Source organism: Micromonospora lupini (assembly GCF_026342015.1).
Classification (GTDB): Bacteria; Actinomycetota; Actinomycetes; order Mycobacteriales; family Micromonosporaceae; genus Micromonospora; species Micromonospora lupini_B.
In genome coordinates, this window is record NZ_JAPENL010000002.1 from 1,912,591 (window position 1) to 1,935,357 (window position 22,767).

The window sequence follows — 22,767 nt, forward strand, 5'->3', positions numbered from 1 at the left end:
GGAGTCGAGTGTGATTCCCCGCCCGGAACAGCACAAACATCCTCGTGAGCCTGGTCATAACGGATGTCGTTAGCCAGGCTCATTAGTTAAGCTAACTAACGTGACGGAGCGGACGGTGACGGCGGAACGCGTGCCACCGGCGCAGCTGGCTCCCCAGTTGCGAGATGCGATCACCCGACTCAACCGGCGGGTCCGACGGGCCCGGCCGGTCGGCGACCTCACGGTCACCCAGGTCTCCGCGCTCACCAGCCTGCGGCTGGCGGGCGGGATGACGCCCCGGGAACTGGCCGACGTCGAACGGGTGCAGCCACCGACGATGACCAAGATCGTCGCGAAGTTGGAGGACCGTGGCCTCGTGCGACGGACCCCCCACCCGACCGACGGCCGGCAGGTCATCCTCACGGCTACTGAGGGAGGGCAGGCCGTGCTCGACCAGTTCGAGCGGGCCCGCGACGAGTGGCTGGCCCACCGGCTGGCAGCGCTCGACGAGGACGAACGGGAGACCCTGCACAGGGCCGCCGAGATTCTTCAGCAGCTCGCTCGCGCCTGAGCCGCGCCCGCGCCACCGGGCCGTGCCGTCACCTGTCGATGACGTGTACGTCCAGAGGAGGCGCACCAAGAGTGCAGGCCAAGTTGAGCACGATGTTCCAGTCCCTGCAGGTCCGCAACTACCGGCTCTTCGCATCCGGGCAGCTGATCAAACTGATCGGCGTCTGGATGATGTTCATCGCCCAGGACTGGCTCGTCCTCGAGCTCTCCGACAACTCGGCCACCGCGCTCGGCGTGGTCACCGCGCTGCAGTTCACCCCGGTGCTGCTGCTCACCCTGCTCTCCGGCCGCCTCGCCGACAGGTACGACAAGCGGGTGCTGCTCTTCGCCGCCAACGCCTTCTGGACGGTGCTGGCGCTCGGGATGTCCCTGCTGGTGCTCACCGACCTGGTGCAGCTCTGGCACGTCTTCGCGTTCGCCGCCCTGCTCGGTACGGCAAACGCCGTGGAGACCCCGGTCCGCCAGGCGTTCGTCTCCGAACTGGTCGGCACGCCCCTGCTGCCCAACGCCCTGTCGCTGAACGCCGCCGTGTTCAACTCCGCCCGGATCGTCGGCCCGGCGGTCGCCGGCCTGGCCATCGCCGCCTTCGACGTGGGCCCGGTCTTCCTCTTCACCGCCGTCAGCTCCATCGCGCCGCTTGTCAACGTGGTCCGGATGCGGACGAGTGACCTGCACCGCGACGCGCTCCCGCCGCGCGACGAGCGGGCGTCCGCGAAGGTCGTCGACGGGCTGCGGTACGTGTGGCGCCGGCCGGACCTGCTGCTGCCGATGGCGGTCATGTCGGTGATCGGCATGTCGCTGTTCAACTTCCAGCTCACCCTGGCCGCGCTGGCCAAGACGGTCTTCCACACCGGCGCCGCATCCTTCGGCCTGTTCAGCACGGCCCTCGCCGTCGGCGCGCTGTGCGGCGCGCTCAGCGGCACCGGTAGGCGCAGCCGGCCGTCGATCTGGCTGGTGCTCGGCGCCGCGATCGCCTGCGCCAGCTTCGGCACCCTGGTCGGCTTCGCGTCGACGTACTGGCTGGTCGTCGTGCTGCTCGTGCCCACCGGCTTCTTCATGGTCTTCTTCGCCCAGGCTGCCAACCAGCGCGTTCAGCTCGGTGTGGACGCCGCCTTCCGCGGCCGGGTGATGGCCCTGTGGGTGCTGGTGTTCCTGGGCACCAACCCGGTCGGCGCACCGCTGATCGGCTGGGTCGCCGAGCACTTCGGCGCCGGCGCGAGCATCTGGATGGGCGGACTGATCTCGCTGGCCGCCGCGCTTGTCGCGCTCACCTGGCAACTGCGCCGCTCCGGTGCGCGACTGCGCTTCCGGGTGCTGCCCATGCCCCGCTTCTACGTCACCTCTGCCGACTGCTGAGCTGCGCGAAGGGCCCCTTTCGACCGGAACGGGGCTCTTGCGCACGAGCGGAGAAGGCGGGGAGGCCCGGATCGGCGGATAGCGCGGATGCGGCCAATTCGCTGGCGGGGCGGCACGACGGGGCTTAGCGTCGATATGTGGGAGTCGAACGCGCGCTGATGCTTGCCCTGGCGTTCCTCGCCGTGGCCAGCCTCCCGGCGGCGTTCGCCCTGCTCTTCTGCGCCGACGAGATCATCGACCGGGTGGTCTGCGGTTGGTCCGAGTGGCGGGAGCGTCGGCGGGAGCGCCGCACCATCGCCCGCCTCGACCGGGCCATCGAAGCCGACGCGCTGACCCGCGACATCGACCTCAGCGAGTTCGACCGCACCGACCGTCGCCCGTTGGAACAGCTCGCCGCCGACCTGCGCCGCCTCGGCGGTCAGCGGCTCGGCGGCAACGCCCGGTCCATGGTCTGGCACGGCGCGGTGCTCCAGGCGTACGACGACCGACTCCGGCTGGCCTGCCGCGCCCTCGGCATCACCGAACACCTCACCGAGCTGAGCGGCGTCGACCAGCAGATCGAGCGGATCCGGGTGGAGGGTGTGCTGCACGCCGCCGGTCTGACCCTGCCGGCGGCCCGCGCCGGGCACCGGCAACGGCACCGCTGACCGGCCGGCCGATGCGGCTCTTCGTCGCCGTCTATCCGCCCGTCGCGGCGGTCGAGGACCTCGGCGCCCAGACCGCCCGGCTGCGGGTCGGCGCGGCGGCCACCGCCGGTACCGCCGTCCGGCTCGCCGACCCGGCCAACCTGCACCTCACGCTTGCCTTCCTCGGTGAGGTCGAGACCGCCCGCCTGGCCGACGTGCGGAGTGCGCTCGGGCTCGCCGCCAAGTGGTTCCGGGACGACCGGCACGCCTCGCCCCGGCTGAGTCTCGGCGGCGGCGGCGTGTTCGGCGACGGTCGGCGCACCGTGCTCTGGACGGATGTCCGGGGCGACGTCGAGGCGCTGCACGCACTTGCCCGGCTGATCCGCCACCGACTGCGGCACGCCGGGCTGCCGTACGACGACAGGCCGCTCCGCCCGCACCTGACAGTGGCCCGGCCCGGCGACCGGGTGGCCCCGGCGGCAGTCGAAGCCGACCGGGTCGCCCTCAACGACTACCAGGGACCCGAGTGGCGGGCGAGCGAGTTGGTGCTGGTTCACAGCCACCTCGGCCTCCGGCCGCGCTACGACCGCCTCGCCGCCTGGCCGCTCTGACCCGTCGAGCCAGACAGCCTGAACTCATGATCCACTCGGGTTCATGGAAGTCGGGGCTTCTTGTTCGGACCGATGGCCCGATTCCACGAACCCGAGTGGATCACGCAGTGACTGCCGTGTGTCGGCGGTAGCGGTCAGCCGACCGCCCGACGTCACGCGTCAGGAGGACTCGCGGGCGGCCGGGCCGCTGCCGAACAGCACGTCGTCCCAGCTCGGCAGGCGCTTGCGCGGCTTGCCGCTGGCGTCGGTCGACTCGCCGGAGGCCGCCGCGGCGGCCGTCCGGCGGGGTCGCAGCACCGCCAGCGACGGCACGGCCGGGACCTCCTTGGGCGCGTCCGAGTCGTCGTCGAAGGCCGAGCCCTGGCCACCGCCGAGCAGCGCGGCGGCACCCCCGCCGACCGGCCGCTGCCGAGGCGCGTCCGAGCCGGCAAGAGCAGCCGGGGTGCGCGGCTCAAGGCCACGACCCGACGAGCCACCGAGCGGGCGGTCCAGGGAGGCGAGCAGGGCGTCCCGGCCAGCCCGGATCGGATCGCGGCCGGGGCGCGGGTGCTCGGACGCGGCCGGCAACCCGTGCCCACCCCGGCTCGGCTCGCCACGCGACGGGCCGGGCAGGCCGTGCCCGGTCCGCTCCGGTGCCGGCTCCTGGCCGAGGATCGGCGTGGGCCGCTCGGCGCACAGGTACTGCGCCATGTCGTCGTGCGGCGTGACCACCTGCCGGGCCTTGTCCATGTCCCAGATGGCCTGCGCGGTGGCCTTGCCGGACGGCCAGGTGGCGATGATCCGCCAGGTGCCGTCGTCGCGCCGGTACGCGTCCCAGGAGATCTTCTCGGTGTCGATGCCGTGCTGGCTCAGCCGACCGTTGACCACCTCGGCGAGCGGGGTGGGCTTCTCCGCGCCCTTGAGGCGGGTGCGGCGGGCGTGCTGGGCGAGCATCGCCCGCTCCTGCAACACCGGGCCGGCGTAGCGCAGGACCCGGTCGACAGGCACCCCGGCGATCCGGGCGACATCCTCCGCGGACTCACCGGAGCGAATGCGGGCCTGGATGTCGCGAGGGGACAGCGAGGGGATCGGGTCGGCCGTGGTCGGTGCCACCGCGAGCGGCGGGGCACCCGGCTCGGGGTGCATCACGCCGGCGATGCGTTCGTCGATCGGCAGGGCGAGGAGTCGTCCCACCTCGTCGGCGAGCACCAGGGCCTGGCCGTCCTCGGAGAGGGCGACGAAGCGTACTGGGCGCATAGCGTTGCCTCCGTCCCGCTTCGCTGGCCGCACGCCACGAGTCGGCCACCCAGGCGTCTCGGACCACCGTACGCGCATCTGTCTCGGGGTGGGGGAAGCGACACCCCGCATGTCGCGACTGAGCTGCGGCGATGATCACGGTGGGTGTCCGTCGAGGCCCCGACGGACACCCACCGTGACGAAGGTCAGAGTCGCTCGACCACGTAGTCGATCGACGCGGTCAGCGCCTCGACATCGGCCGGCTCGACGGCCGGGAACAGCGCCACCCGCAACTGGTTACGGCCGAGCTTGCGGTACGGCTCGGTGTCGACGATGCCGTTGGCACGCAGCGCCTTGGCGATCGCTGTGGCGTCCACGCCGTCGGCGAAGTCGATTGTCGCGACCACGTTGGACCGCAGCGTCGGGTCGGTGACGAACGGAGTGGCCACCGTGGACCGCTCCGCCCAGCCGTACACGGTCGCGGCGCTCTCCGCCGTGCGCTTGGCCGCCCAGGCCAGACCACCCTGCGCGTTCATCCAGTCGGTCTGCTCGGCCGCGAGGAAGATGGTGGCCAGCGCCGGGGTGTTGTACGTCTGCTCCAGCCGCGAATTGTCGATCGCGGTCACCAGGTCCAGGAAGGCCGGGATGTAGCGCCCCGACGCCTTGATCTCGGCGGCCCGCTCCAGCGCGGCCGGCGACATCAGGGCCAGCCAGAGGCCGCCGTCGGAGCCGAAGCACTTCTGCGGCGCGAAGTAGTAGACGTCGGTCTCGCCTACGTTGACCTCCAGGCCGCCGGCGCCCGAGGTCGCGTCGACCAGGAGCAGCGCGCCCTCGTCCGCGCCGGCCACCCGGTTGATCGGCACGGCCACGCCTGTCGAGGTCTCGTTCTGCGGCGTCGCGTACACGTCCACGCCGGCCTCGGCGACCAGGGCCGGCGCGCTGCCCGCCGCGGCCTTGCGGACGGTCGGCTCACCGAGGAACGGGGCGTCGGAGACCGACTTGGCGAACTTCGCGCCGAACTCGCCGAAGCTGGCGAACTGCGCACGGTCGCGGACGAGGCCGAAGGTGGCGACCTCCCAGAAAGCGGTGGTGCCGCCGTTGCCGATCACGACCTCGTAGCCCTCGGGCAGCGAGAAGAACTCGGCGATGCCGGAGCGCAGCCGGGCCACCTGGTCGCGGACCGTCTTCTGCCGGTGCGACGTGCCCAGGTAGCTGGTCGCCACCTCGGCGAGCGCGGACACGGCCGCCGGACGGACCTTGGACGGGCCGCAGCCGAACCGTCCGTCGGCGGGCTTGATCTCGTCAGGAATCCGGATGATCGGTGCGTCAGCCACGGTCTTGAAGGTCCTTCCGCATGGGCGAGGGCGGGCTCGGTGCGGACCGGCGGTGGGCGCGCGTACGCGGGCGCACGGCGGCCGGGATCCGTACCGGCGATCCGGCGACACTGCCGGCCCCCATCCTCGCACCCGGGTCCGGCCGTGGAAGTCGGGGTCCCGAGGGCCGGCCTGAGTCCTTCGCCACACCCCGGAGCCGATCGCCCGCCGCGCACAGAAAAGGCCCCTCCCGGACGTGAGTCCTCGGGAGGGGCCCTCCGAGCCGGTCAGACGCCGTGGGGGATGGCGGCCCAGCCCTCGACGTCGCTGGGCTTGCGGGTGTCCGGGCCGACGTAGCGGGCGGACGGGCGGACCAACCGCTGCAGGCGCTTCTGCTCCAGGATGTGCGCGCTCCAGCCGCCCATCCGGGCGCAGGTGAACATCGAGGTGAACATGTGCGCCGGCACCTCGGCGAAGTCCAGCACCACGGCCGACCAGAACTCGACGTTCGTGGCCAGCACCCGGTCCGGGCGGCGGGCCTGCAACTCGGCGAGGGCGGCCTTCTCCAGCGCCTCGGCGATCTCGAAGCGCGGCGCGCCCAGCTCCTTGGCGGTGCGCCGGAGCACGCGGGCGCGCGGGTCCTCGGCACGGTAGACCCGGTGGCCGAAGCCCATCAGCCGCTCGCCGCGGTCCAGGACGCCCTTGACGTAGCCCTCCGCGTCGCCGCTGCGCTCCACGGCCTCCAACATGCTGAGCACGCGGGACGGCGCGCCGCCGTGCAGCGGCCCGGAGAGAGCGCCGATGCCCGACGAGATGCAGGCCGCCGCGTCCGCCCCGGTGGAGGCGACGATGCGCGCGGTGAAGGTGGAGGCGTTCAGGCCGTGCTCGGCGGCCGAGATGAAGTACGCGTCGACGGCCTTGACGTGCCGCGGATCCGGCTCGCCCCGCCAGCGCTTCATGAACCGCTCGACGATTGTCTGCGCCTTGTCGATCTCCTTCTGCGGCACCGCAGGCAGGCCCAGGCCACGGGCGGACTGTGCGACGAAGGAGAGCGCGGTCACCGACACCCGGGCGAGGTCCTCGCGGGCCTGCTCGTCGGAGATGTCCAACAGCTGGCTGAGCCCCCAGTACGGCGCCAGCATCGCGACAGCCGACTGCACGTCGACCCGGATGTCGCCGGAGTGCACAGGCACCGGGAACGGCTCCGCCGGCGGCAGGCCCGGCCCGAACCGGCCGTCGACAAGCAGCGCCCAGACGTTGCCGAACGAGACCTGGCCGATCAGATCCTCGATGTCGACCCCGCGATAGCGCAGCGCGCCACCCTCGCGGTCGGGTTCGGCGATCTCGGTCTCGAAGGCGACGACGCCCTCCAGACCGGGTTTGAAATCGGCCATGTCGCTCTCCTGGATCTGGTCGGTGCGCCTGATCAAGTGAGCCGGCCCGGTCGGCCGAGCGCCTTAGGCGACCCTCAGGGATGTGTTCGGAACATCTTGCCTGCTGCGTAACCGGATATGCGACCCGCTGCGACTGTGCTGCACACGACATCTGAGGACGCGCATTCTCCGCGCCACTCGGTGAGACTGGGCGATGCGGACTGGCCAGCGCGGAAGGGCGCTGGTCGGGCCGCCGAGGAGGAGTGGGGACGTGACGGGCGACACACCCGCCCCGGCCGCTATGCGTAACGAGTACGCCGCGGACCTGGGCCTGACCGAAGCTGACCTGGCCGCCGACTGGCACCACCAGTTCGACAGCTGGTTCGCCGACGCGGTGGCCTTCGGGCTGCCCGAGCCGAACGCGATGGTGGTGGGCACCGCCGACGACGCCGGCCGGCCCAGCGGCCGGACGGTGCTGCTCAAGGGGTACGACCCCGAGGGCTTCGTCTTCTTCACCAACCACCTCTCGCGCAAGGGTGTCGAGGCGACCGGCAACCCGTACGCCAGTCTGGTCTTTCCGTGGTTTCCCATGCAGCGGCAGGTGGTGGTCGCCGGGTCGATCGCCCCGGTCGAGCAGGCGGTGACCGAGTCGTACTTCGCGAGCCGGCCACGCGGCTCGCAGGTGGGCGCCTGGGCCAGCCCGCAGTCGCAGGTGGTGCCGGACCGGGCCGCGTTGGAGGAGCGCTATCGGGAGGTGTCCGAGCGGTTCGCCGACCAGGCCGAGATCCCGGCCCCGCCGCACTGGGGTGGCCTGCGCGTCCGGCCGGACTCGGTGGAGTTCTGGCAGGGCCGGGCCGGTCGGTTGCACGACCGGCTCCGCTTCCGTCGCCTCGACGCGGGTGGCTGGATCGTCGAGCGGCTGGCGCCGTGACGGGTGTGCAGGAGGCCCGGCCGCGCGGAGCGCGCCGTTGGGCGATCGACGTCCGCCCGCTGCGCGTTTCGGCGTACCGGCGGCTGTGGCTCGGCAACACAGTGGCGATGTTCGGCTTCCAGTTCACCGCCGTCGCGGTGCCTGTGGAGATGTACGCCCTGACCCGGGACTCGTTCTGGGTGGGCCTGCTGGGCGTGGCTGCCTTCGTACCCCTGCTGGTCTTCGGGCTCTGGGGCGGCGCGGTCGCCGACGCCCGCGACCGCCGTGCGGTGCTGCTCGGCGGCTCGTTGTTGCTCTGGGCATCCACCCTCGGACTGCTGGTCCAGGCGCTGCTGAACGTGGGCAGCCCGGTACTGCTGCTGGTGTTGATGGCGGTGCAGTCGGTGGCCTTCGCGATCACCTCGCCGGCCCGCAGCGCCATGCTGCCCCGGCTGGTCCCGGAGGACCTCGTCCCGGCCGCCAGCACCCTCAACTACACGACCTTCACCGCGGCCTCGGTGGCCGGCCCGCTCGCCGCCGGTCTGATCCTCGCCGCCTCGCCGGACACCAGCGTCGTCCTGCCGATCGCCTACGGCGTCGACGCGGTGCTGTTCACCGCCATGCTCTGGGCCGCGCTGCGCCTGCCCGCGCTGCCACCCGAGCCGACCGCCGACGGTCAGGTCCGTCGCGCCGGCCTGGCCAGCGTGATCGACGGGTTCCGGTACCTCGCCACCACACCCGTGCTGCTGCTCTCGTTCGGCGTGGACCTGATCGCGATGATCCTGGCGATGCCGAGGGCGCTGTTCCCGGAGATCGCACACGAGCGGTTCGGCGGCGGCGGCTCGGTCGGCCTGCTCTACAGCGCCATCGCGATCGGCTCCATGATCGGCGGACTGACCTCCGGCTGGATCGGTCGACTCCGCAGGCAGGGGGTCGGCCTGGTGGTTGCGGTGGTCGGCTGGGGCCTGGCCATCGCCGCCGCCGGGTTGGCCCACCAGCTCTGGCTGATGGTTCTGCTGCTCGCCGTGGCCGGCGCCGCCGACCTGGTCAGCGCCGTCCTGCGCCAGTCCATGCTGCTGGTGTACGCGCCGGACCGGATGCGCGGTCGGCTCCAGGGCGTCAACACGGTGGTGGTGGCCGGCGGTCCGCGCCTGGGTGACCTGCGGGCCGGCACCATGGCCGCCGGGTTCGGCGGCGGGGTGGCCTGGGTCGCCGGTGGGCTCGCCTCGGCGGTGCTCGTGGTCGTGCTCGCGGTCGCGTTCCCGGCGCTGCTGCGCTACCGGGCCACGACGGCGTCGAGCGGCGACCGGCCGTGACCGGTTAGGGTCGCCGGCATGGAAAGCCCCGACCAGCGCCCCTTCTCCGGCGCACAGTGGACCATCGCCGCCGCGGGCCACGAGGCAGTCATCGTGGAGGTGGGCGGCGGGCTGCGGACGTACCGGCACGACGGCGTCGACCTGCTCGACGGGTACCGCGCCGACGAGGTCTGCCCCGGCTGCGCCGGGCAGGTGCTCGCGCCCTGGCCGAACCGGATCCGCGACGGCCGCTACCCGTTCGCCGACCGGACGCACCAGCTCGCGCTGACCGAGCCGGAGCGGCACGTCGCCATCCACGGGCTGGTCAACTGGGTGCCGTGGCGGCTGCTGGAGCAGTCCGCGGACGCGGTGACTCTCGGCTACGACCTCCCGCCGCAGCCCGGCTACCCGTGGCCGCTGCGACTGGTCAGCCGATGGAGCGTCGGCGCGGACGGACTGCGCGCCGAGCACGAGGTGACGAACATCGGCGCCGAGGGGGCCCCGTTCGGCTTCTCCGTGCACCCGTACCTGCAACTGCCCGGCGTCGCGGTGGACGACCTGGTCATGCGGCTGCCGGCGCGTACCCGTGTGCTTGTGGACGGTCGGCTGCTCCCGGTCGGGGCGACCCCGGTGGCCGGCACCGAGTACGACTGGACCAGCCCGCGCCGGATCGGCGACGCCGAGCTGGACGCCTGCTTCGGCGAGGTGATCCGGGACGGCGACGGCGGTTCCTCGGTGAGCCTGGCCGCCCCGGACTCCTCGTCCGGGGTGAGCATCTGGGCGGACGCGGAGTTCGGCTGGTGGCAGGTGTTCACCGGGGACGCGCTCACCGGCGAGCGGCACCGCCGCTCGGTGGCGATCGAGCCGATGACCTGCCCGCCGGACGCGTTCCGCTCGGGCAAGGACCTGCTCACGCTCAAGCCCGGCACGACCTGGCGGGGTGCCTGGGGCATCCGGCCCGGGGCCTGATGGAGTTCGCCGAGGTCGTCCGCCGTCGGCGGATGGTGCGCAACTACGACCCGGACCGTCCCGTCCCGCCCGACGTGGTGGATCGGCTGCTCGACCACGCCGTGCGCGCCCCGTCGGCCGGGTTCGCCCAGGGCTGGGGCTTCCTGGTGCTTGAGGAGGCGGCCGACCGGGAACGGTTCTGGGCCGCCACCACCCCGGAGGGCGGCGGACGGGAGCGCTGGCTGGCGGGGATGCGCCGGGCGCCGCTCATCGTGGTGCCGCACGCCAACGAGTCGGCCTACCTGCGGCGGTACGCGGAGCCGGACAAGGGTTGGACGGACCGGTCGACCGACCGCTGGCCGGTGCCCTACTGGTACGTGGACACCGGCTTCGCCGCGCTGCTGATGCTGCTCACCGCCGTGGACGAGGGGCTGGGAGCGTGCTTCTTCGGGATTCCGGCGCAGCGGCTGGACGCGTATCGGGACGCGTTCGGCGTGCCGGACGACTACCACCCCATCGGTGCCGTCACAATCGGTTACCGTGCACCGGACCATCGGTCACCGTCGTTGCGCCGGGGACGGCGCGGGATGGACGAGGTGGTGCGGCGCGGGCGGTGGAGTTGAGCGCGCCGTCCCGTTCGTCGGAGTTGAGGATCGGACGAGCGGTAGCGAAACTGACATCAGGGAGCAGAACGTCGCGTGCGCCGGACGGCTAGGCTGGCACGGTCATCGGTGCCGCGCCGCGCGGTGCCCGCCGCGGCCCGGCTCGGCGTCGTCGGTCGGCCCGGCCACGGGGAGGGGAGCGTGCCGTCGTGATCTTCAGAGCGGTCCGGGACGGGCGTCCCTACCCGGAGCACAACCTGACGCTCAAGCAGTGGGCGGAGATTCCGCCCCGTCCGCTGCGTCTGGACCAGTTGATCACCACCAAGCGCGAGTTGGCGCTCGACAAGCTCCTCGCCGAGGACTCGACCTTCTACGGCGACCTCTTTCCGCACGTGGTCCAGTGGAACGGTGGGCTCTACCTGGAGGACGGCCTGCACCGCGCCCTGCGTGCCGCCCTGCAACAGCGCAACCAGATCCACGCCCGCGTGCTGGTGCTCTCCGGACCGATCGAGTGAGCGGCGTGAGCTGAGGCTTCGTTAAGGTGACGGCATGACTGCCCTCGATCTGCTCGACCTGGACCCGTCGCTCAGCGCGGAGGAGCGGCAGATCCGCGACGTCGTCCGCCAGCTCGTCGACGACCGGGTCCGCCCGCACGTCGCCGCCTGGTACGAGGAGGGCCGCGTGCCGGCCCGCGAGCTGGCCCGCGAGTTCGGCAAACTCGGCCTGCTCGGCATGCACCTGACCGGCTACGGCTGCGCCGGCGCCTCCGCCGTCGCGTACGGGCTGGCCTGCCAGGAGCTGGAGGCCGGCGACTCCGGGCTCCGCTCGCTGGTCTCGGTGCAGGGCTCACTGGCGATGTACGCCATCTGGCGCTACGGCAGCGAGGAGCAGAAGCAGCGCTGGCTGCCGGCGATGGCCACCGGCGAGGCGATCGGCTGCTTCGGCCTGACCGAGCCCGACCACGGCTCCGACCCGGCGTCCATGACCACCCGCGCCCGCCGCGACGGCGACGACTGGATGCTCACCGGCGCCAAGATGTGGATCACCAACGCGCCGATCGCCGACGTCGCCGTCATCTGGGCACGCACCGACGAGGGCGTGCGCGGATTCGCCGTACCCATGGACACGCCCGGCGTCACGGCCCGCGAGATCAGCCGCAAGATGTCCCTGCGCGCGTCGGTGACGGGCGAGATCGCGCTCGACGACGTCCGGCTTCCGGCCGACGCCCAACTACCCGACGCGATCGGGCTCAAGGCGCCGCTGAGCTGCCTCACCGAGGCTCGGTACGGCATCGTCTGGGGCTCACTCGGCGCAGCACGGGACTGCCTGGAGACCGCCCTGGCGTACGCCACCAGCCGCACCCAGTTCGGCCGCCCGCTGGCCGGGTTCCAACTCACCCAGGCCAAGCTCGCCGACATGGCCGTCGAACTGGTCAAGGGTCAACTGCTCGCGCTGCACCTCGGCCGGCTCGCCGACGCCGGCCGACTCCGCCCCGAGCAGGTAAGCGTGGGCAAGCTGAACAACGTGCGGGAGGCCCTGGCCATCGCCCGGCAGTGCCGCACCATCCTCGGCGCCAACGGCGTCTCCGGGGAGTACCCGGTGATGCGGCATGCGAACAACCTGGAGAGCGTCCTGACGTACGAGGGCACCTCCGAGATCCACCAGCTCGTCGTCGGCCAGCGGCTCACCGGGCTCTCCGCCTTCGCCTGACCTGCCCGTTTACGCATTCCGGCCGCTCGACGCGCGGCTGTCGTACGGGGGCCGTACCGTCATTGGTAGACGACGTGTCTGACGAGGACGGTGAGTGTGATGGCCCGCGAAGCTGGCATCAACGAGCCCACGAGGGAGTTCCCCGGTTATCCGACCGGCGACGACCTCAAGGAGCGCTCGGCGGCGACACCCGACCCGACCATGGACACACCAGGTGGCACCGGTGGCCCCCCGAGCGGTGAGGTCGGCGGGGGCGGCGGTGCGAGCGGTGGTGGCGGTGCGGCCCGTGGGCTGCTCCTGCTTCTCGGTGCCGCCGCGCTGGCCGTGGTGGTGCTGCTCGGCGTGCAGGCGACCGGGTTCCTGCCCGATTTCCGTAACCCGTTCGCCAAGGAGCAGACCGACCGCAGTCAGCCGCCGCTGCTGAAGTCGATCCAGGACCTCAGCCGCTACGTGGCCGCCGAAGGCAACTTCCAGGTCGTGGTCGACACCCAGAACGACAGGCGCAACGTCCCGGACTTCCTGCTCAACGAACGCACCCTGTTCGTCGGGGCCGGCAGCGTCGAGGCGTACGTCGACTTCACCAAGATCGGTGAGGGCGCCATCGTGCAGTCCGCCGACGGCAAGTCGGTCGAGATCAAGCTCCCCGCGCCGCAGCTCGGCGAGACAAACCTCGACATGGAGAAGAGCTACGTCTTCGCCGAGCAGCGCGGCCTGCTCAACCGGCTCGGCGACCTGGTCGGCAACGACCCCAACCGGCAGCAGCAGGTCTACCAGCTGGCCGAGGACCGGATCACCGCCGCCGCCCGGGACAGCGGGCTCTCCGCCCGCGCCGAGGAGAACACCCGCAAGATGCTGGAGGGGTTGCTGCGCTCGCTGGGCTTCCAGCAGGTCACGGTCACCTACACCGCACCCTGACCCCCGCACCCCGCCGGACCTCCGCTCAAGATCTGCGCAAGTTCGGGGATGTTGCTGTCTCGCGAGCGGCTGAGGCAGCAACATCCCCGAAGGTGCGAGGCGGTTTGGGGGCGTCAGTGGCCGGTGGAGGCGAGGTAGCGGTCCTCGTTCGGCATGAGGACCCAGAGGATCAGATAGACGATCACCTGGGTGCCGGGCAGCAGCAGTGACAGCAGGAACAGCAGCCGAACCATCCCGGCGGACATGCCGAACCGCTGACCGAGGCCGGCGCAGACACCGGCGAGCATGCGCCCCTGGCGGGGCCGAACCAGTTTGCGACTCATCGTCGTACTCCCACTCTGCGGCGGTGCGCCGCGTCTGCAATCCACGGTACGAAGGGGTGGCCATCCCGCCCTCGGTCCCGAGGAGGATCGGCAAGCCGTGGACCCGTAGGTGCTTTACCCGGGTCAACCCTCCCCGACTCCTGTCGCACCAGCCGCCGCGTTCGAGTCCCGCCAGCGCACAGCGTGCAAGATCGCGCAGGATCCTGGATCTGGTGGCTTCGCGCGCGGGCGGTTTCAAGCGGCGGTTGCAACCAGGTGCTTGTGGAGTACCTCGGCTGGATTCTGCCAGTCGAGGGTTTGGCGTGGTCGTCCGTTGAGTTCGCGGGCGACGGCGTCGAGGTCGTCCTGGGACCAGGTGCGGAAGTCGGTGCTGGAGCGGGGGAAGTACTGGCGTAGGAGACCGTTGGTGTTTTCGTTGCTGCCGCGTTGCCACGGGCTGTGGGGGTCGCAGAAGTAGACCTTGCAGTCGGTGGCCAGGGTGAACACGGGATGCCGGATCATCTCGATGCCCTGGTCCCAGGTCAGGGTCTTACGCAACTCGGCCGGCAGGCGGCGCATGAGACCGGTGAGGGTCTCGATGACCTGTTCACTGACCCGCGATTCGGGCAGAGCGCCGAGCATCACATACCGGGTGGCCCGCTCGACGAGGGTGACGATCGCGCTGGACCCTCGGGCGCCGATGACCAGGTCACCTTCCCAGTGCCCCGGCACGGCCCGGTCAGCGACCTCCGCCGGGCGAGTCGAGATGTGAAAGTCACGCACCCACGGGCGTCCCCGCAGCGCGCTGGCCTGTCGTGACTGCTGGCGGCGGCCGGTGCGTCCTGAGCGCAGAGCGACCTGCCGGGCGAGTTCTTGGCGCATCCCACCCCGGGCCTGGAAGTAAATCGCCTGGTAGATCGTCTCGTGTGACACCCACATCTCCGGTCTGTCGGGGAACTCCCGCCGCAACGACCGGGCGATCTGCTGCGGCGAATGCCGCTGCGTCAGACGATCCCTGACCGTCTCCCACAACGGCGGCCACGCCCGCCCCCACCTCGGACGCAACTTCCCCTCACGAAGACGCCGCGCCCGCTCATCCGCCTTGCCCTGAGCGTTGCGGTGACAGTACTTCCACCGATACACCCCACCCCACCCCTTCGGGTAGCCCACCCCCGCCACATACCCCGGAGCAGGACCATGCGGATGCCGCTGACCCGTCGGCACCCGACCCCCCGTACCGCAGTGATTCCGCGACAACTCCCGCCACACCGTCGAGCGATCCCGCCCGATCACCTGCCCGATCTGCGGACAACTCAACCCCTGACCGAACAACACCTCAATCTGCGCCCGCTCCGCGGACGACAACCTCTGCCCCGGCATGACCCCTCATCCTGACGAGAATCCACCCCGTTGCAACAACCACTTGAGCCCAAGGCGACGGAGGGCACTACATCCAGGATCGAGCGCGATCTTGCGGCGGGGGGCGGGGCGGGGGCGGGGCGGGGGCGGGGGGCAAGCGGCGCGGGCGGGGTGGGGCGCGGGTGAGCTGCCGGATGGGTGGTGAGCTGGGCGGGTAGGCTCGCTGGTCGGGCACCCACACCCCGGGTGGCCGGCGGGCGCCCGACCGGGCGCCCACGAGCGGGGCTACCGGACCGGTGGCCACGACCGGGCGGATCCCGTACGACGGGACGACGCCGAGGAAGCGCAGCCATGATCAGTGTTTTCGACCTCTTCAGCGTCGGCATCGGGCCGTCCAGCTCGCACACCGTCGGGCCGATGCGGGCCGCCCGTACGTTCGTGGCCGGGCTCAAGGCCGACGGGCTGCTCACCGAGACGGCGCGGGTGCAGGCCGAGCTGTTCGGTTCGCTGGGCGCCACCGGGCACGGGCACGGCAGCGACCGGGCGGTGCTGCTGGGTCTGGCCGGTGAGTCGCCGGAGACCGTCGACACCGACACCGTCGGTCCTCGCGTCGAGCGGATCCGCGCCGAGCGGCGGATCAGTCTGCTGGGCGCGCACGAGATCGACTTCGACCCGGACCGGGACCTGACGTTGCACCGTCGCCGATCGCTGCCGTACCACCCGAATGGGATGACCTTCGTGGCCTTCGACGCGGCCGGGGAGCAGGTCAGGGCGCGGAGCTACTACTCCGTCGGCGGCGGCTTCGTGGTGGACGAGGCGGCGGCGGGGGCGGACCGGATCAAGCCGGACAGCACGCGGGTGCGGTACCCGTTCCTGACCGGGGCGCAGCTGCTGGAGGTGACCACCCGCACCGGGCTGTCGATCAGCGAGGTGATGCTCGCCAACGAGCGCTCGTGGCGAAGCGAGGCGGAGATCCGGGCGGGTCTGCTGGAGATCTGGCGGGTGATGCAGGAGTGCGTGCAGCGCGGCTGCGAGCGGGACGGCGTACTCCCTGGGGGGTTGAAGGTTCGGCGGCGCGCGGCGGAGCTGCGGCGCGGCCTGGAGGCGGACGCCGGGACGGCGGATCCGCTGCACGTGATGGACTGGGTGACGCTTTTCGCGCTCGCGGTGAACGAGGAGAACGCGGCAGGCGGTCGGGTGGTGACCGCGCCGACGAACGGCGCGGCGGGGATCATCCCGGCGGTGCTGCACTACTACAGCCGCTTCGTCGAGAAGGCCGATGACGACGGCGTGGTGCGGTTCCTGTTGGCGGCCGGCGCGATCGGTGTGCTGTTCAAGGAGAACGCGTCGATCTCCGGCGCGGAGGTCGGCTGTCAGGGTGAGGTCGGCTCGGCGTGCTCGATGGCGGCGGCGGGGCTGGCCGAGGCGCTCGGTGGCACCCCCGAGCAGGTGGAGAACGCCGCCGAGATCGGGATGGAGCACAACCTCGGCCTGACCTGTGACCCGGTGGGTGGCCTGGTGCAGATCCCCTGCATCGAGCGGAACGCGGTGGCTAGCATCAAGGCGATCACGGCCGCCCGGCTGGCCCTGCGCGGCGACGGTGTGCACAAGGTGTCGTTGGACAAGGTCATCAAGACCATGCGGGAGACGGGCGCCGACATGAAGGTCAAGTACAAGGAGACGGCGCGTGGCGGTCTGGCCGTCAACGTGATCGAGTGCTGAGTCCGGCCGATTCGGGGCATTCGTTCACCGACTGCTAACCTGTCGTCCGTTTCAGGAGGCGGGAGGCTCGCGGTGACCTCTGGCGTCGCGGCCCTGTGGTCGCACCGAAACTCGCTGCGCATCCTGGTCAGGCGGGACCTGGCGGTGAAGTACCAGCAGTCGGTGCTGGGCTACTTCTGGTCGTTGATCGAGCCGCTCGGCATGGGCGCCATCTACTGGTTCGTCTTCGGGGTGCTCTACTCCCGCGACACCGGCCGGCACCTCGGCGAGGCGGCCGGATCGTACCCGCTGTTCCTGATCACCGGGATCTTCGCCTGGATGTGGGCCAGTTCGGCGCTGAGTGAGGCCACAAACGCGCTTACCGGCCAGTCCCGGCTGATCACCACGATGAACGTGCCGCGGCAGGTCTTCCCGATCGGCCGGGTCACCGGTCGGTTCGCCGAGTACGCGGCCGGCCTGCCGATCCTGATCGCCATCGCGGTGATCTACGCGGCGCACGGCCGGATTCACCCCGGCTGGTCGCTGCTCGCCCTGCCGCTCGCGGTGGCGGTGCAGGCGGTGCTGCTTGTCGGGCTGGCCCTGCTGCTGTCCGCGTGGAACGTGCTGATGCGCGACGTGGAGCGGTTCCTGCGGTTGATCATCCGGGTGCTGTTCTACGCCACGCCGATCATCTATCCGCTCAGCCTGGTCCGGGAGTCCGGACTGCCGGGGTGGCTGAAGGTGGTGTACGAGCTGAACCCGCTGGTCGGGATCTTCCAACTGCACCACGCGATCTGGTACCCGGACGAGTTCCCGGACGCCCGGCTGCTCGCCACCACCGTCGTCGGCAGCCTGCTGGTGCTGGCCGCCGGCTGGTGGTCGTTCCGCCGGTTGGAACCCGCAGTGCTCAAGGAACTCTGACGTGGCCGCGCCGATCATCGAGGCGGACGGCCTGGGCATCCGGTTCGTCCGCAACCGTCGCCGCCAACTGCGGCTGCGCGAGCTGTTCATCCACCGGGGCGGGCGCGGCGCCCTGCCCGGCCAGTTCTGGCCGCTGCGCGACGTGTCGTTCACAGTCGAGCCGGGCGAGACCGTCGGGGTGATCGGCCGCAACGGCACCGGCAAGAGCACCCTGCTGCGGCTGATCGCCGGGGTGCTCATCCCGGACGAGGGCGACATCCGGGTGCACGGCGCGGTGGCGCCGTTGCTTGAGTTGTCCGCCGGTTTCTCCAACGACCTGACCGGGCGGGAGAACCTGCACCTGGTCGGTGGACTGCACGGGCTGTCGGCGAGCTACCTGAAGCGGCACTTCGACGAGATCGTCGAGTTCGCCGGTGAGCAGGTGGAACGGGCCATCGACACGTCGGTGCGGCACTACTCGTCGGGGATGAAGGTGCGGCTCGGCTTCGCGATCATCTCGCACCTGCCGCACCCGATCCTGCTGATGGACGAGGTGACCGCGGTCGGGGACGCGGAGTTCCGCAAGAAGTGTTACGCGACGATTGATCGTCTGCTCGGGGAGGGGCGCACGCTCGTGCTGGTGTCACACAACGAAAAGGACCTGACCCGGTTCTGCCGTCGGGGGTTGTACCTCGACGCGGGCCGGTTGACGCTCGACGGCACCATCGCCGAGGCGCTCGACGCGTACCACGCCGCGGTTCCGCGGTGACGCTCGCGATCGTGCTCGCCGCCGGGACGTCCGCGGCGGGCCTGACCACCGCGTCCGGCGAGCCGCTGGCCGACCGTCTCGCCGCCCAGCTACGCCGGGCCGGGGCGGCCGAGGTGCGCTTCGCCGCCACCCTCGACGAGCTGGCCGCGCTCGCCGACGCCGCCGACGGGCCGCTGCTTGTCAGTGGCACCGACCTGGTGGCGCACACCGCCGTACTGCGGCATCTCGCCACCAGCCCGGTGGGACCGACTGTGGCGTTGGTGCTTACCGACCCGCCGGTGCCCGGACGGACGGCCGTGCGTGAGGAGCGCGGCCAGATCGTCGACGCCGGCACGCTGGACGCCCTCGACGGCGACGCCACGGGCGTGTTCGGTGGCGCGTTGCGCGTCGGCGTCGACGACCTGCCGACCCTGGCCGCCGCCGCGCGGGCCGCCGCCGTCGGCGCGCGGCCCGTCACCGCTCCGCTCGGCCCGGCCGGCGACGTGTCGCCGCTGCCGGCCGCCGGGGATGCCGGACCGGGCAACCCCGGGTCCGCCGTGGACCGGCTCGTCGCGGGTCTCGCGGCGCTCGGCACCCTGATCTTCGCCCAGCGGGTACGTCTGCTCGTGGCGCACCGGGTCGAGGACAGCGCCGGGCTGGTCGCCGCCGAGGCGGCGGTGACGGCTGTCGACGAGGACCGTGCCGAGCTGCGGCTGTCGGTGAAGGAGAAGGACGACTTCTTCTCCACGTACTTCGTCAGCACCTGGTCCCCGTACGTGGTGCGGTTGGCGGCACGGCTGCGGCTCACGCCGACCGGGGTCACGGTGATCTCGGTGCTGTTCGCGCTGGCCGCCGCTGTGCTGTTCGGGGTCGGCGGGCGGCCGGCGCTGGTCGGCGGGGCGGTGCTGCTCTACCTCGGCTTCGTGCTTGACTGCGTCGACGGCCAGTTGGCCCGCTACACCCGGCACTTCAGCGCGTGGGGCGGTTGGCTGGACACGATGGCCGACCGGGCGAAGGAGTACCTGGTCTACGCCGGCCTCGGCTTCGGGGTGAGCCACGCCGGGCTGGGCAACGGCTGGGCCCTCGCCATCGCCGCGATGACGTTGCAGACCGTCCGGCACATGACCGACACCTGGTACGGGGTGCTGCACGACGAGGCGGCACGCCGGCCCCGGACGACTGCGGGCGCCAGCGGCGGGATCGGTGACCGGCTGAACGCCGCCTCGACGCGGGTGCAGGCGGACACGGGCTCGCTGTCGTACTGGCTGAAGCGGACCGTGGTGTTCCCGATCGGCGAGCGGTGGGCGCTTATCGCGCTGACCGTGGCGCTGTTCAACCCGCTTGTCAGCCTCGTCGCGGTGCTGGTCTGGGGCGGGTTGGCGTTCGCGTACACCGGGGCGTTGCGCACGTTGCGGGCCCGCTGGATGTGGGTGCCGGTGCTGGACACGGTCGACGCGACCCTGCACCGCGACGACGGCCCGTTGGCCCGCCGGCTGCCTGTGGTCCGCCCGATGGGGCCGCTCACCCTGGCGGTGCTCGCCGCGCTCGGCCCGGCGGTGCTGTTGGTCGCGGCCCTGGTCGGGGACTCGCCGTCGGCGCTGCGCCTGGCGGTGCCGGTGGCGTTGCTGGTGCTGCTGGCCGGTGGTCTCGGCGCCGGTGCCGCGCACAACGGCCCGCTGGACTGGCTGGTGCCGGCGGCGCTGCGGGCCGCCGAGTACCTGTTCGCGATAGCTGTCGGGGTGGTCGGCGGCGCACCGGGATGGCTGATCTTCGGGTACGTCTTCGTGCTCACCGTGCACCACTACGACCTGACGGCCCGGCTGGAGAAGCGGCAGACGGCGCCGCCGCTGCACGCCGCCACGCTGGGCTGGGACGGACGTTCGGTACTGCTGGCCCTCGCGGCGATTGCCGGCGTCGTGAGTATCGGCATGGCTACACTCGGTGCGTACCTTCTCGTGGTTTTCGTGGCGAGCGTCGTCCTGGCCTGGTTCGTCCGGCCGGCCCGTAGCGCGCGGGCGTCGGCCGCGCCGGTGGGCGCGGGAGGTGTCGCGCCGCGCTGACGGAGGGACGGCCCGGATGACCCTGATCAGTTTCGTGGTGCCGGCCTTCCGGGTGCAGGGATACCTGCGCGAGTGCCTGGACTCGATCCTCGGCCAGCCGGAGACCGACCTTGAGGTGATCGCCGTCGACGACTGCTCGCCCGACGCCAGCGGCGAGATCATCGACGAGTACGCGGCTCGCGACCAGCGGGTCCGGTCGGTCCGGCTGTCGGAGAACGTCGGCCTCGGTCCAGCCCGCAACATCGGGCTGGACCAGGCCGTCGGCGAGTACGTGTGGTTTCTCGACGGGGACGACTGGCTGGTGCCGGACTGCCTGCGGGAGGTGGCCGAGCGGTTGCGCGCGACCCGGCCGGACGTGCTGCTTGTGGACCACGTGCGGACGCACTGGAACGACACCGCCACCCGCAGCGCGATGGCCGAGGTGTTCCCGGAGTCGCCCGGGGTGGCCACCTTCCGGCTGCGGGACCGGCCGGAGGCGATGCGGCTGCTGCACACCGCCTGGAACCGCCTGGTCCGCCGGGAGTTCCTGGTCGAGCTGGGGCTGCGCTTCTCGGACGGCTGGTACGAGGACGTCTCGTTCAGCTACCCGGTGCTGATGGCGGCGCAGCGGATCGGCGTACTGGATCGGGTCTGCGTCAACTACCGGCAGCGCCGCGCCGGCGCGATCACGAAGACCCGGGGGGACCGGCACTTCGAGGTGTTCCCGCAGTGGCACCGGGTCTTCCACCTGATGGACGCCTGGTCACCGGCTGTGGACGCGCTGCGGCCGGCGGTCTTCGAGCGGATGGTCTGGCACTACCTGACGGTGCTCGGCAACGGTCAGCGGATCGCCCCGGAACTGCGGCCGGCGTTCTTCGCGCAGATCACCGCCGACTACGCGCGGTGGCTGCCGGCCGGCGGTTACCCGGTGCCTGAGGGCGTCGAGGGAGTCAAGCACCGACTGGTGGCTGCCGGCCGGTGGCGGACGTTCAGCGCGTTGCGGGCCGCCAGCCGGGCCCGTGACACGGCCCGGAGGCAGGCGCGTACGGCCCGCCGTCGGGTCGGGCCGGTGGCCCGGCGCGGCGCGCGGCTGACCCGCGACGGGCTGCTGCGCGAGTACTACCGGGCGGAGCTGCGCCGGCCGGTGGACCCGACGCTCGCCGTGTACGCGGCCTACTGGTACCGGGGATACTCCTGCAACCCGGCGGCGATCTACGAGGTGGCCCGCCGGCTGGCCCCCGGGGTGCGGGGCGTGTGGATCGTGCGCCGGGACCGGGTGGACGTCGTACCGGCCGGGGTGGAGTACGTCGTCGCCGGCACCCCTGCGTACTACCGGGTCCTCGCGCGGGCCCGGTGGTTGGTCAACAACGTCAACTACCCGGACTTCGTGCGCAAGCGCCCGGAGCAGGTGCACGTCCAGACCCACCACGGCACGCCGGTGAAGGTGATGGGGCTGGACCAGCAGCGCTACCCGATCGGCGCGGGCCGGATGGACTTCGCAGGCCTGCTGCGCCGGGTGGACCGCTGGGACTACAGCGTCAGCGCCAACAGCTTCTCCACCCAGATGTGGGACCGGGCCTATCCGGCCACCTACACGACGCTGGAGGTGGGCTATCCGCGCAACGACCGGCTGGTCACGGCCAGTCCGGACGAGGTACGCCGGCTGCGCGCGGAGTTCGGCTTCGGGCCGGACGAGCAGGTGGTGCTGTACGCCCCGACGCACCGCGAGCACCTACCCGGCTACCGGCCGCCCTTCGACCCGGACCGGTTCGTCGCCGCGCTCGGTGACTCGGGGCGGCTGCTGATGCGTAGCCACTACTTCCACGACCGGGAGCGCCGGCCCGGCCGGCCGCTGGACGTCAAGCGGGTGCGCGACGTCAGCGGCTACCAGCGGGTGGAGGACCTCTACCTGGTCGCCGATGTCCTGGTCAGCGACTACTCGTCGGCGATGTTCGACTATGCGGTGCTGGACCGGCCCATCGTGCTCTACGCGCCGGACTGGGAGGCGTACCGCCTGGCCCGGGGCGTCTACTTCGACGTCACCGCGGAGCCGCCGGGGGCCGTGGCCACCACGTTCGCCGACCTGCTCGACCTGTTTCGCACCGACGCGGTGCGCTCGGACGCGGCCGACAAGGCCCGCCAGCACTTCCGGGGCCGGTTCTGCCACCTGGACGACGGGCGGGCGGCCGAGCGGGTGGTGCGCCGGGTGTTCCTCGGCGAACAGGCCGAGCCGTCGGCGGGCTGCTGACCGCACCCGCACCCCGTGCCACGTAATTGCGGTGTCATGAGCCGAAC

Annotated in this window: 21 protein-coding genes; 16 read left to right on the plus strand and 5 right to left on the minus strand. The window is 71.8% G+C overall.

Annotated elements, in window-relative coordinates:
• Nucleotides 1–100 precede the first annotated feature (100 nt).
• The 4 genes from OOJ91_RS23730 (at nt 101) to thpR (ending at nt 3,142) form a co-directional block, all read left to right on the plus strand.
• The gene (locus OOJ91_RS23730; protein ID WP_266248285.1) at nt 101–550 is read left to right on the plus strand and encodes a MarR family transcriptional regulator; all 450 of its coding nucleotides are present in this window, start codon (nt 101–103) and stop codon (nt 548–550) included.
• A gap of 71 nt (nt 551–621) precedes the next feature.
• The gene (locus OOJ91_RS23735; RefSeq protein ID WP_266248286.1) at nt 622–1,905 is read left to right on the plus strand and encodes an MFS transporter; all 1,284 of its coding nucleotides are present in this window, start codon (nt 622–624) and stop codon (nt 1,903–1,905) included.
• A 137-nt stretch (nt 1,906–2,042) separates the two neighbouring features.
• The gene (locus tag OOJ91_RS23740; RefSeq protein ID WP_266248287.1) at nt 2,043–2,552 is read left to right on the plus strand and encodes a hypothetical protein; all 510 of its coding nucleotides are present in this window, start codon (nt 2,043–2,045) and stop codon (nt 2,550–2,552) included.
• Between the two features lie 11 nt (nt 2,553–2,563).
• Nucleotides 2,564–3,142 carry an RNA 2',3'-cyclic phosphodiesterase gene (gene thpR / locus OOJ91_RS23745; RefSeq protein WP_266248288.1) on the plus strand — a complete coding sequence of 193 codons (579 nt, stop codon included), beginning with the start codon at nt 2,564–2,566 and terminating at the stop codon, nt 3,140–3,142.
• Nucleotides 3,143–3,301: 159 nt separating this feature from the next.
• Here thpR and sepH read toward each other — a convergent pair whose 3' ends face one another.
• From sepH to OOJ91_RS23760, 3 genes are all read right to left on the minus strand, one after another.
• A complete protein-coding gene (gene sepH, locus OOJ91_RS23750; protein WP_266248289.1) occupies nt 3,302–4,378 on the minus strand; it encodes a septation protein SepH in 1,077 nt (358 codons plus the stop codon).
• A gap of 185 nt (nt 4,379–4,563) precedes the next feature.
• Nucleotides 4,564–5,691: a phosphoserine transaminase gene (gene serC, locus OOJ91_RS23755; RefSeq protein ID WP_266248291.1), complete on the minus strand. Its 1,128-nt coding sequence runs from the start codon at nt 5,689–5,691 to the stop codon at nt 4,564–4,566.
• A 266-nt stretch (nt 5,692–5,957) separates the two neighbouring features.
• Complete coding sequence (locus OOJ91_RS23760) at nt 5,958–7,064, minus strand: citrate synthase 2 (protein WP_266248292.1); 1,107 nt, start codon at nt 7,062–7,064, stop codon at nt 5,958–5,960.
• A 193-nt stretch (nt 7,065–7,257) separates the two neighbouring features.
• On the opposite strand from OOJ91_RS23760, the gene pdxH reads away from it, so the two are divergent.
• From pdxH to OOJ91_RS23795, 7 genes are all read left to right on the plus strand, one after another.
• Complete coding sequence (gene pdxH / locus OOJ91_RS23765) at nt 7,258–7,974, plus strand: pyridoxamine 5'-phosphate oxidase (protein ID WP_266248293.1); 717 nt, start codon at nt 7,258–7,260, stop codon at nt 7,972–7,974.
• On the plus strand, nt 7,971–9,269 hold the full coding sequence (locus OOJ91_RS23770) for an MFS transporter (protein ID WP_266248294.1): 1,299 nt from the start codon (nt 7,971–7,973) through the stop codon (nt 9,267–9,269). Before pdxH ends, OOJ91_RS23770 begins: the two co-directional genes overlap by 4 nt.
• Nucleotides 9,270–9,287: 18 nt before the next feature.
• A complete protein-coding gene (locus OOJ91_RS23775) occupies nt 9,288–10,217 on the plus strand; it encodes an aldose 1-epimerase family protein (protein ID WP_266248296.1) in 930 nt (309 codons plus the stop codon).
• Nucleotides 10,217–10,819 (plus strand): nitroreductase family protein, encoded by a 603-nt coding sequence (locus tag OOJ91_RS23780; RefSeq protein WP_266248298.1) that lies wholly within the window; start codon nt 10,217–10,219, stop codon nt 10,817–10,819. The genes OOJ91_RS23775 and OOJ91_RS23780 overlap by 1 nt, the downstream gene beginning before the upstream one ends.
• 188 nt (nt 10,820–11,007) lie before the next feature.
• Nucleotides 11,008–11,313 (plus strand): type II toxin-antitoxin system VapB family antitoxin, encoded by a 306-nt coding sequence (locus OOJ91_RS23785; RefSeq protein WP_089002310.1) that lies wholly within the window; start codon nt 11,008–11,010, stop codon nt 11,311–11,313.
• A 34-nt stretch (nt 11,314–11,347) separates the two neighbouring features.
• A complete protein-coding gene (locus tag OOJ91_RS23790) occupies nt 11,348–12,508 on the plus strand; it encodes an acyl-CoA dehydrogenase family protein (protein WP_266248303.1) in 1,161 nt (386 codons plus the stop codon).
• 99 nt (nt 12,509–12,607) lie between these two features.
• Entirely contained in the window at nt 12,608–13,423 is an 816-nt protein-coding gene (locus OOJ91_RS23795) for a DUF4230 domain-containing protein (RefSeq protein ID WP_266248305.1), read from the plus strand.
• Nucleotides 13,424–13,536: 113 nt separating this feature from the next.
• On the opposite strand, the gene OOJ91_RS23800 is transcribed toward OOJ91_RS23795, so the two are convergent.
• Together OOJ91_RS23800 and OOJ91_RS23805 are read right to left on the minus strand one after the other, a co-directional pair.
• Nucleotides 13,537–13,746 (minus strand): PspC domain-containing protein, encoded by a 210-nt coding sequence (locus tag OOJ91_RS23800; RefSeq protein ID WP_234589045.1) that lies wholly within the window; start codon nt 13,744–13,746, stop codon nt 13,537–13,539.
• Nucleotides 13,747–13,980: 234 nt separating this feature from the next.
• Nucleotides 13,981–15,105 carry an IS30 family transposase gene (locus tag OOJ91_RS23805; RefSeq protein WP_266244630.1) on the minus strand — a complete coding sequence of 375 codons (1,125 nt, stop codon included), beginning with the start codon at nt 15,103–15,105 and terminating at the stop codon, nt 13,981–13,983.
• A 330-nt stretch (nt 15,106–15,435) separates the two neighbouring features.
• Here OOJ91_RS23805 and OOJ91_RS23810 point away from each other — a divergent pair, with 330 nt between their 5' ends.
• The 5 genes from OOJ91_RS23810 (at nt 15,436) to OOJ91_RS23830 (ending at nt 22,720) form a co-directional block, all read left to right on the plus strand.
• Entirely contained in the window at nt 15,436–16,806 is a 1,371-nt protein-coding gene (locus OOJ91_RS23810) for an L-serine ammonia-lyase (RefSeq protein WP_266248307.1), read from the plus strand.
• 72 nt (nt 16,807–16,878) lie between these two features.
• The gene (locus OOJ91_RS23815) at nt 16,879–17,706 is read left to right on the plus strand and encodes an ABC transporter permease (RefSeq protein WP_266248309.1); all 828 of its coding nucleotides are present in this window, start codon (nt 16,879–16,881) and stop codon (nt 17,704–17,706) included.
• A 1-nt stretch (nt 17,707) separates the two neighbouring features.
• Nucleotides 17,708–18,454: an ABC transporter ATP-binding protein gene (locus OOJ91_RS23820; RefSeq protein WP_266248311.1), complete on the plus strand. Its 747-nt coding sequence runs from the start codon at nt 17,708–17,710 to the stop codon at nt 18,452–18,454.
• Nucleotides 18,451–20,493: a DUF5941 domain-containing protein gene (locus tag OOJ91_RS23825; protein WP_439117099.1), complete on the plus strand. Its 2,043-nt coding sequence runs from the start codon at nt 18,451–18,453 to the stop codon at nt 20,491–20,493. The genes OOJ91_RS23820 and OOJ91_RS23825 overlap by 4 nt, the downstream gene beginning before the upstream one ends.
• 16 nt (nt 20,494–20,509) lie before the next feature.
• A complete protein-coding gene (locus OOJ91_RS23830) occupies nt 20,510–22,720 on the plus strand; it encodes a bifunctional glycosyltransferase/CDP-glycerol:glycerophosphate glycerophosphotransferase (protein WP_266248312.1) in 2,211 nt (736 codons plus the stop codon).
• Nucleotides 22,721–22,767: the final 47 nt, after the last annotated feature.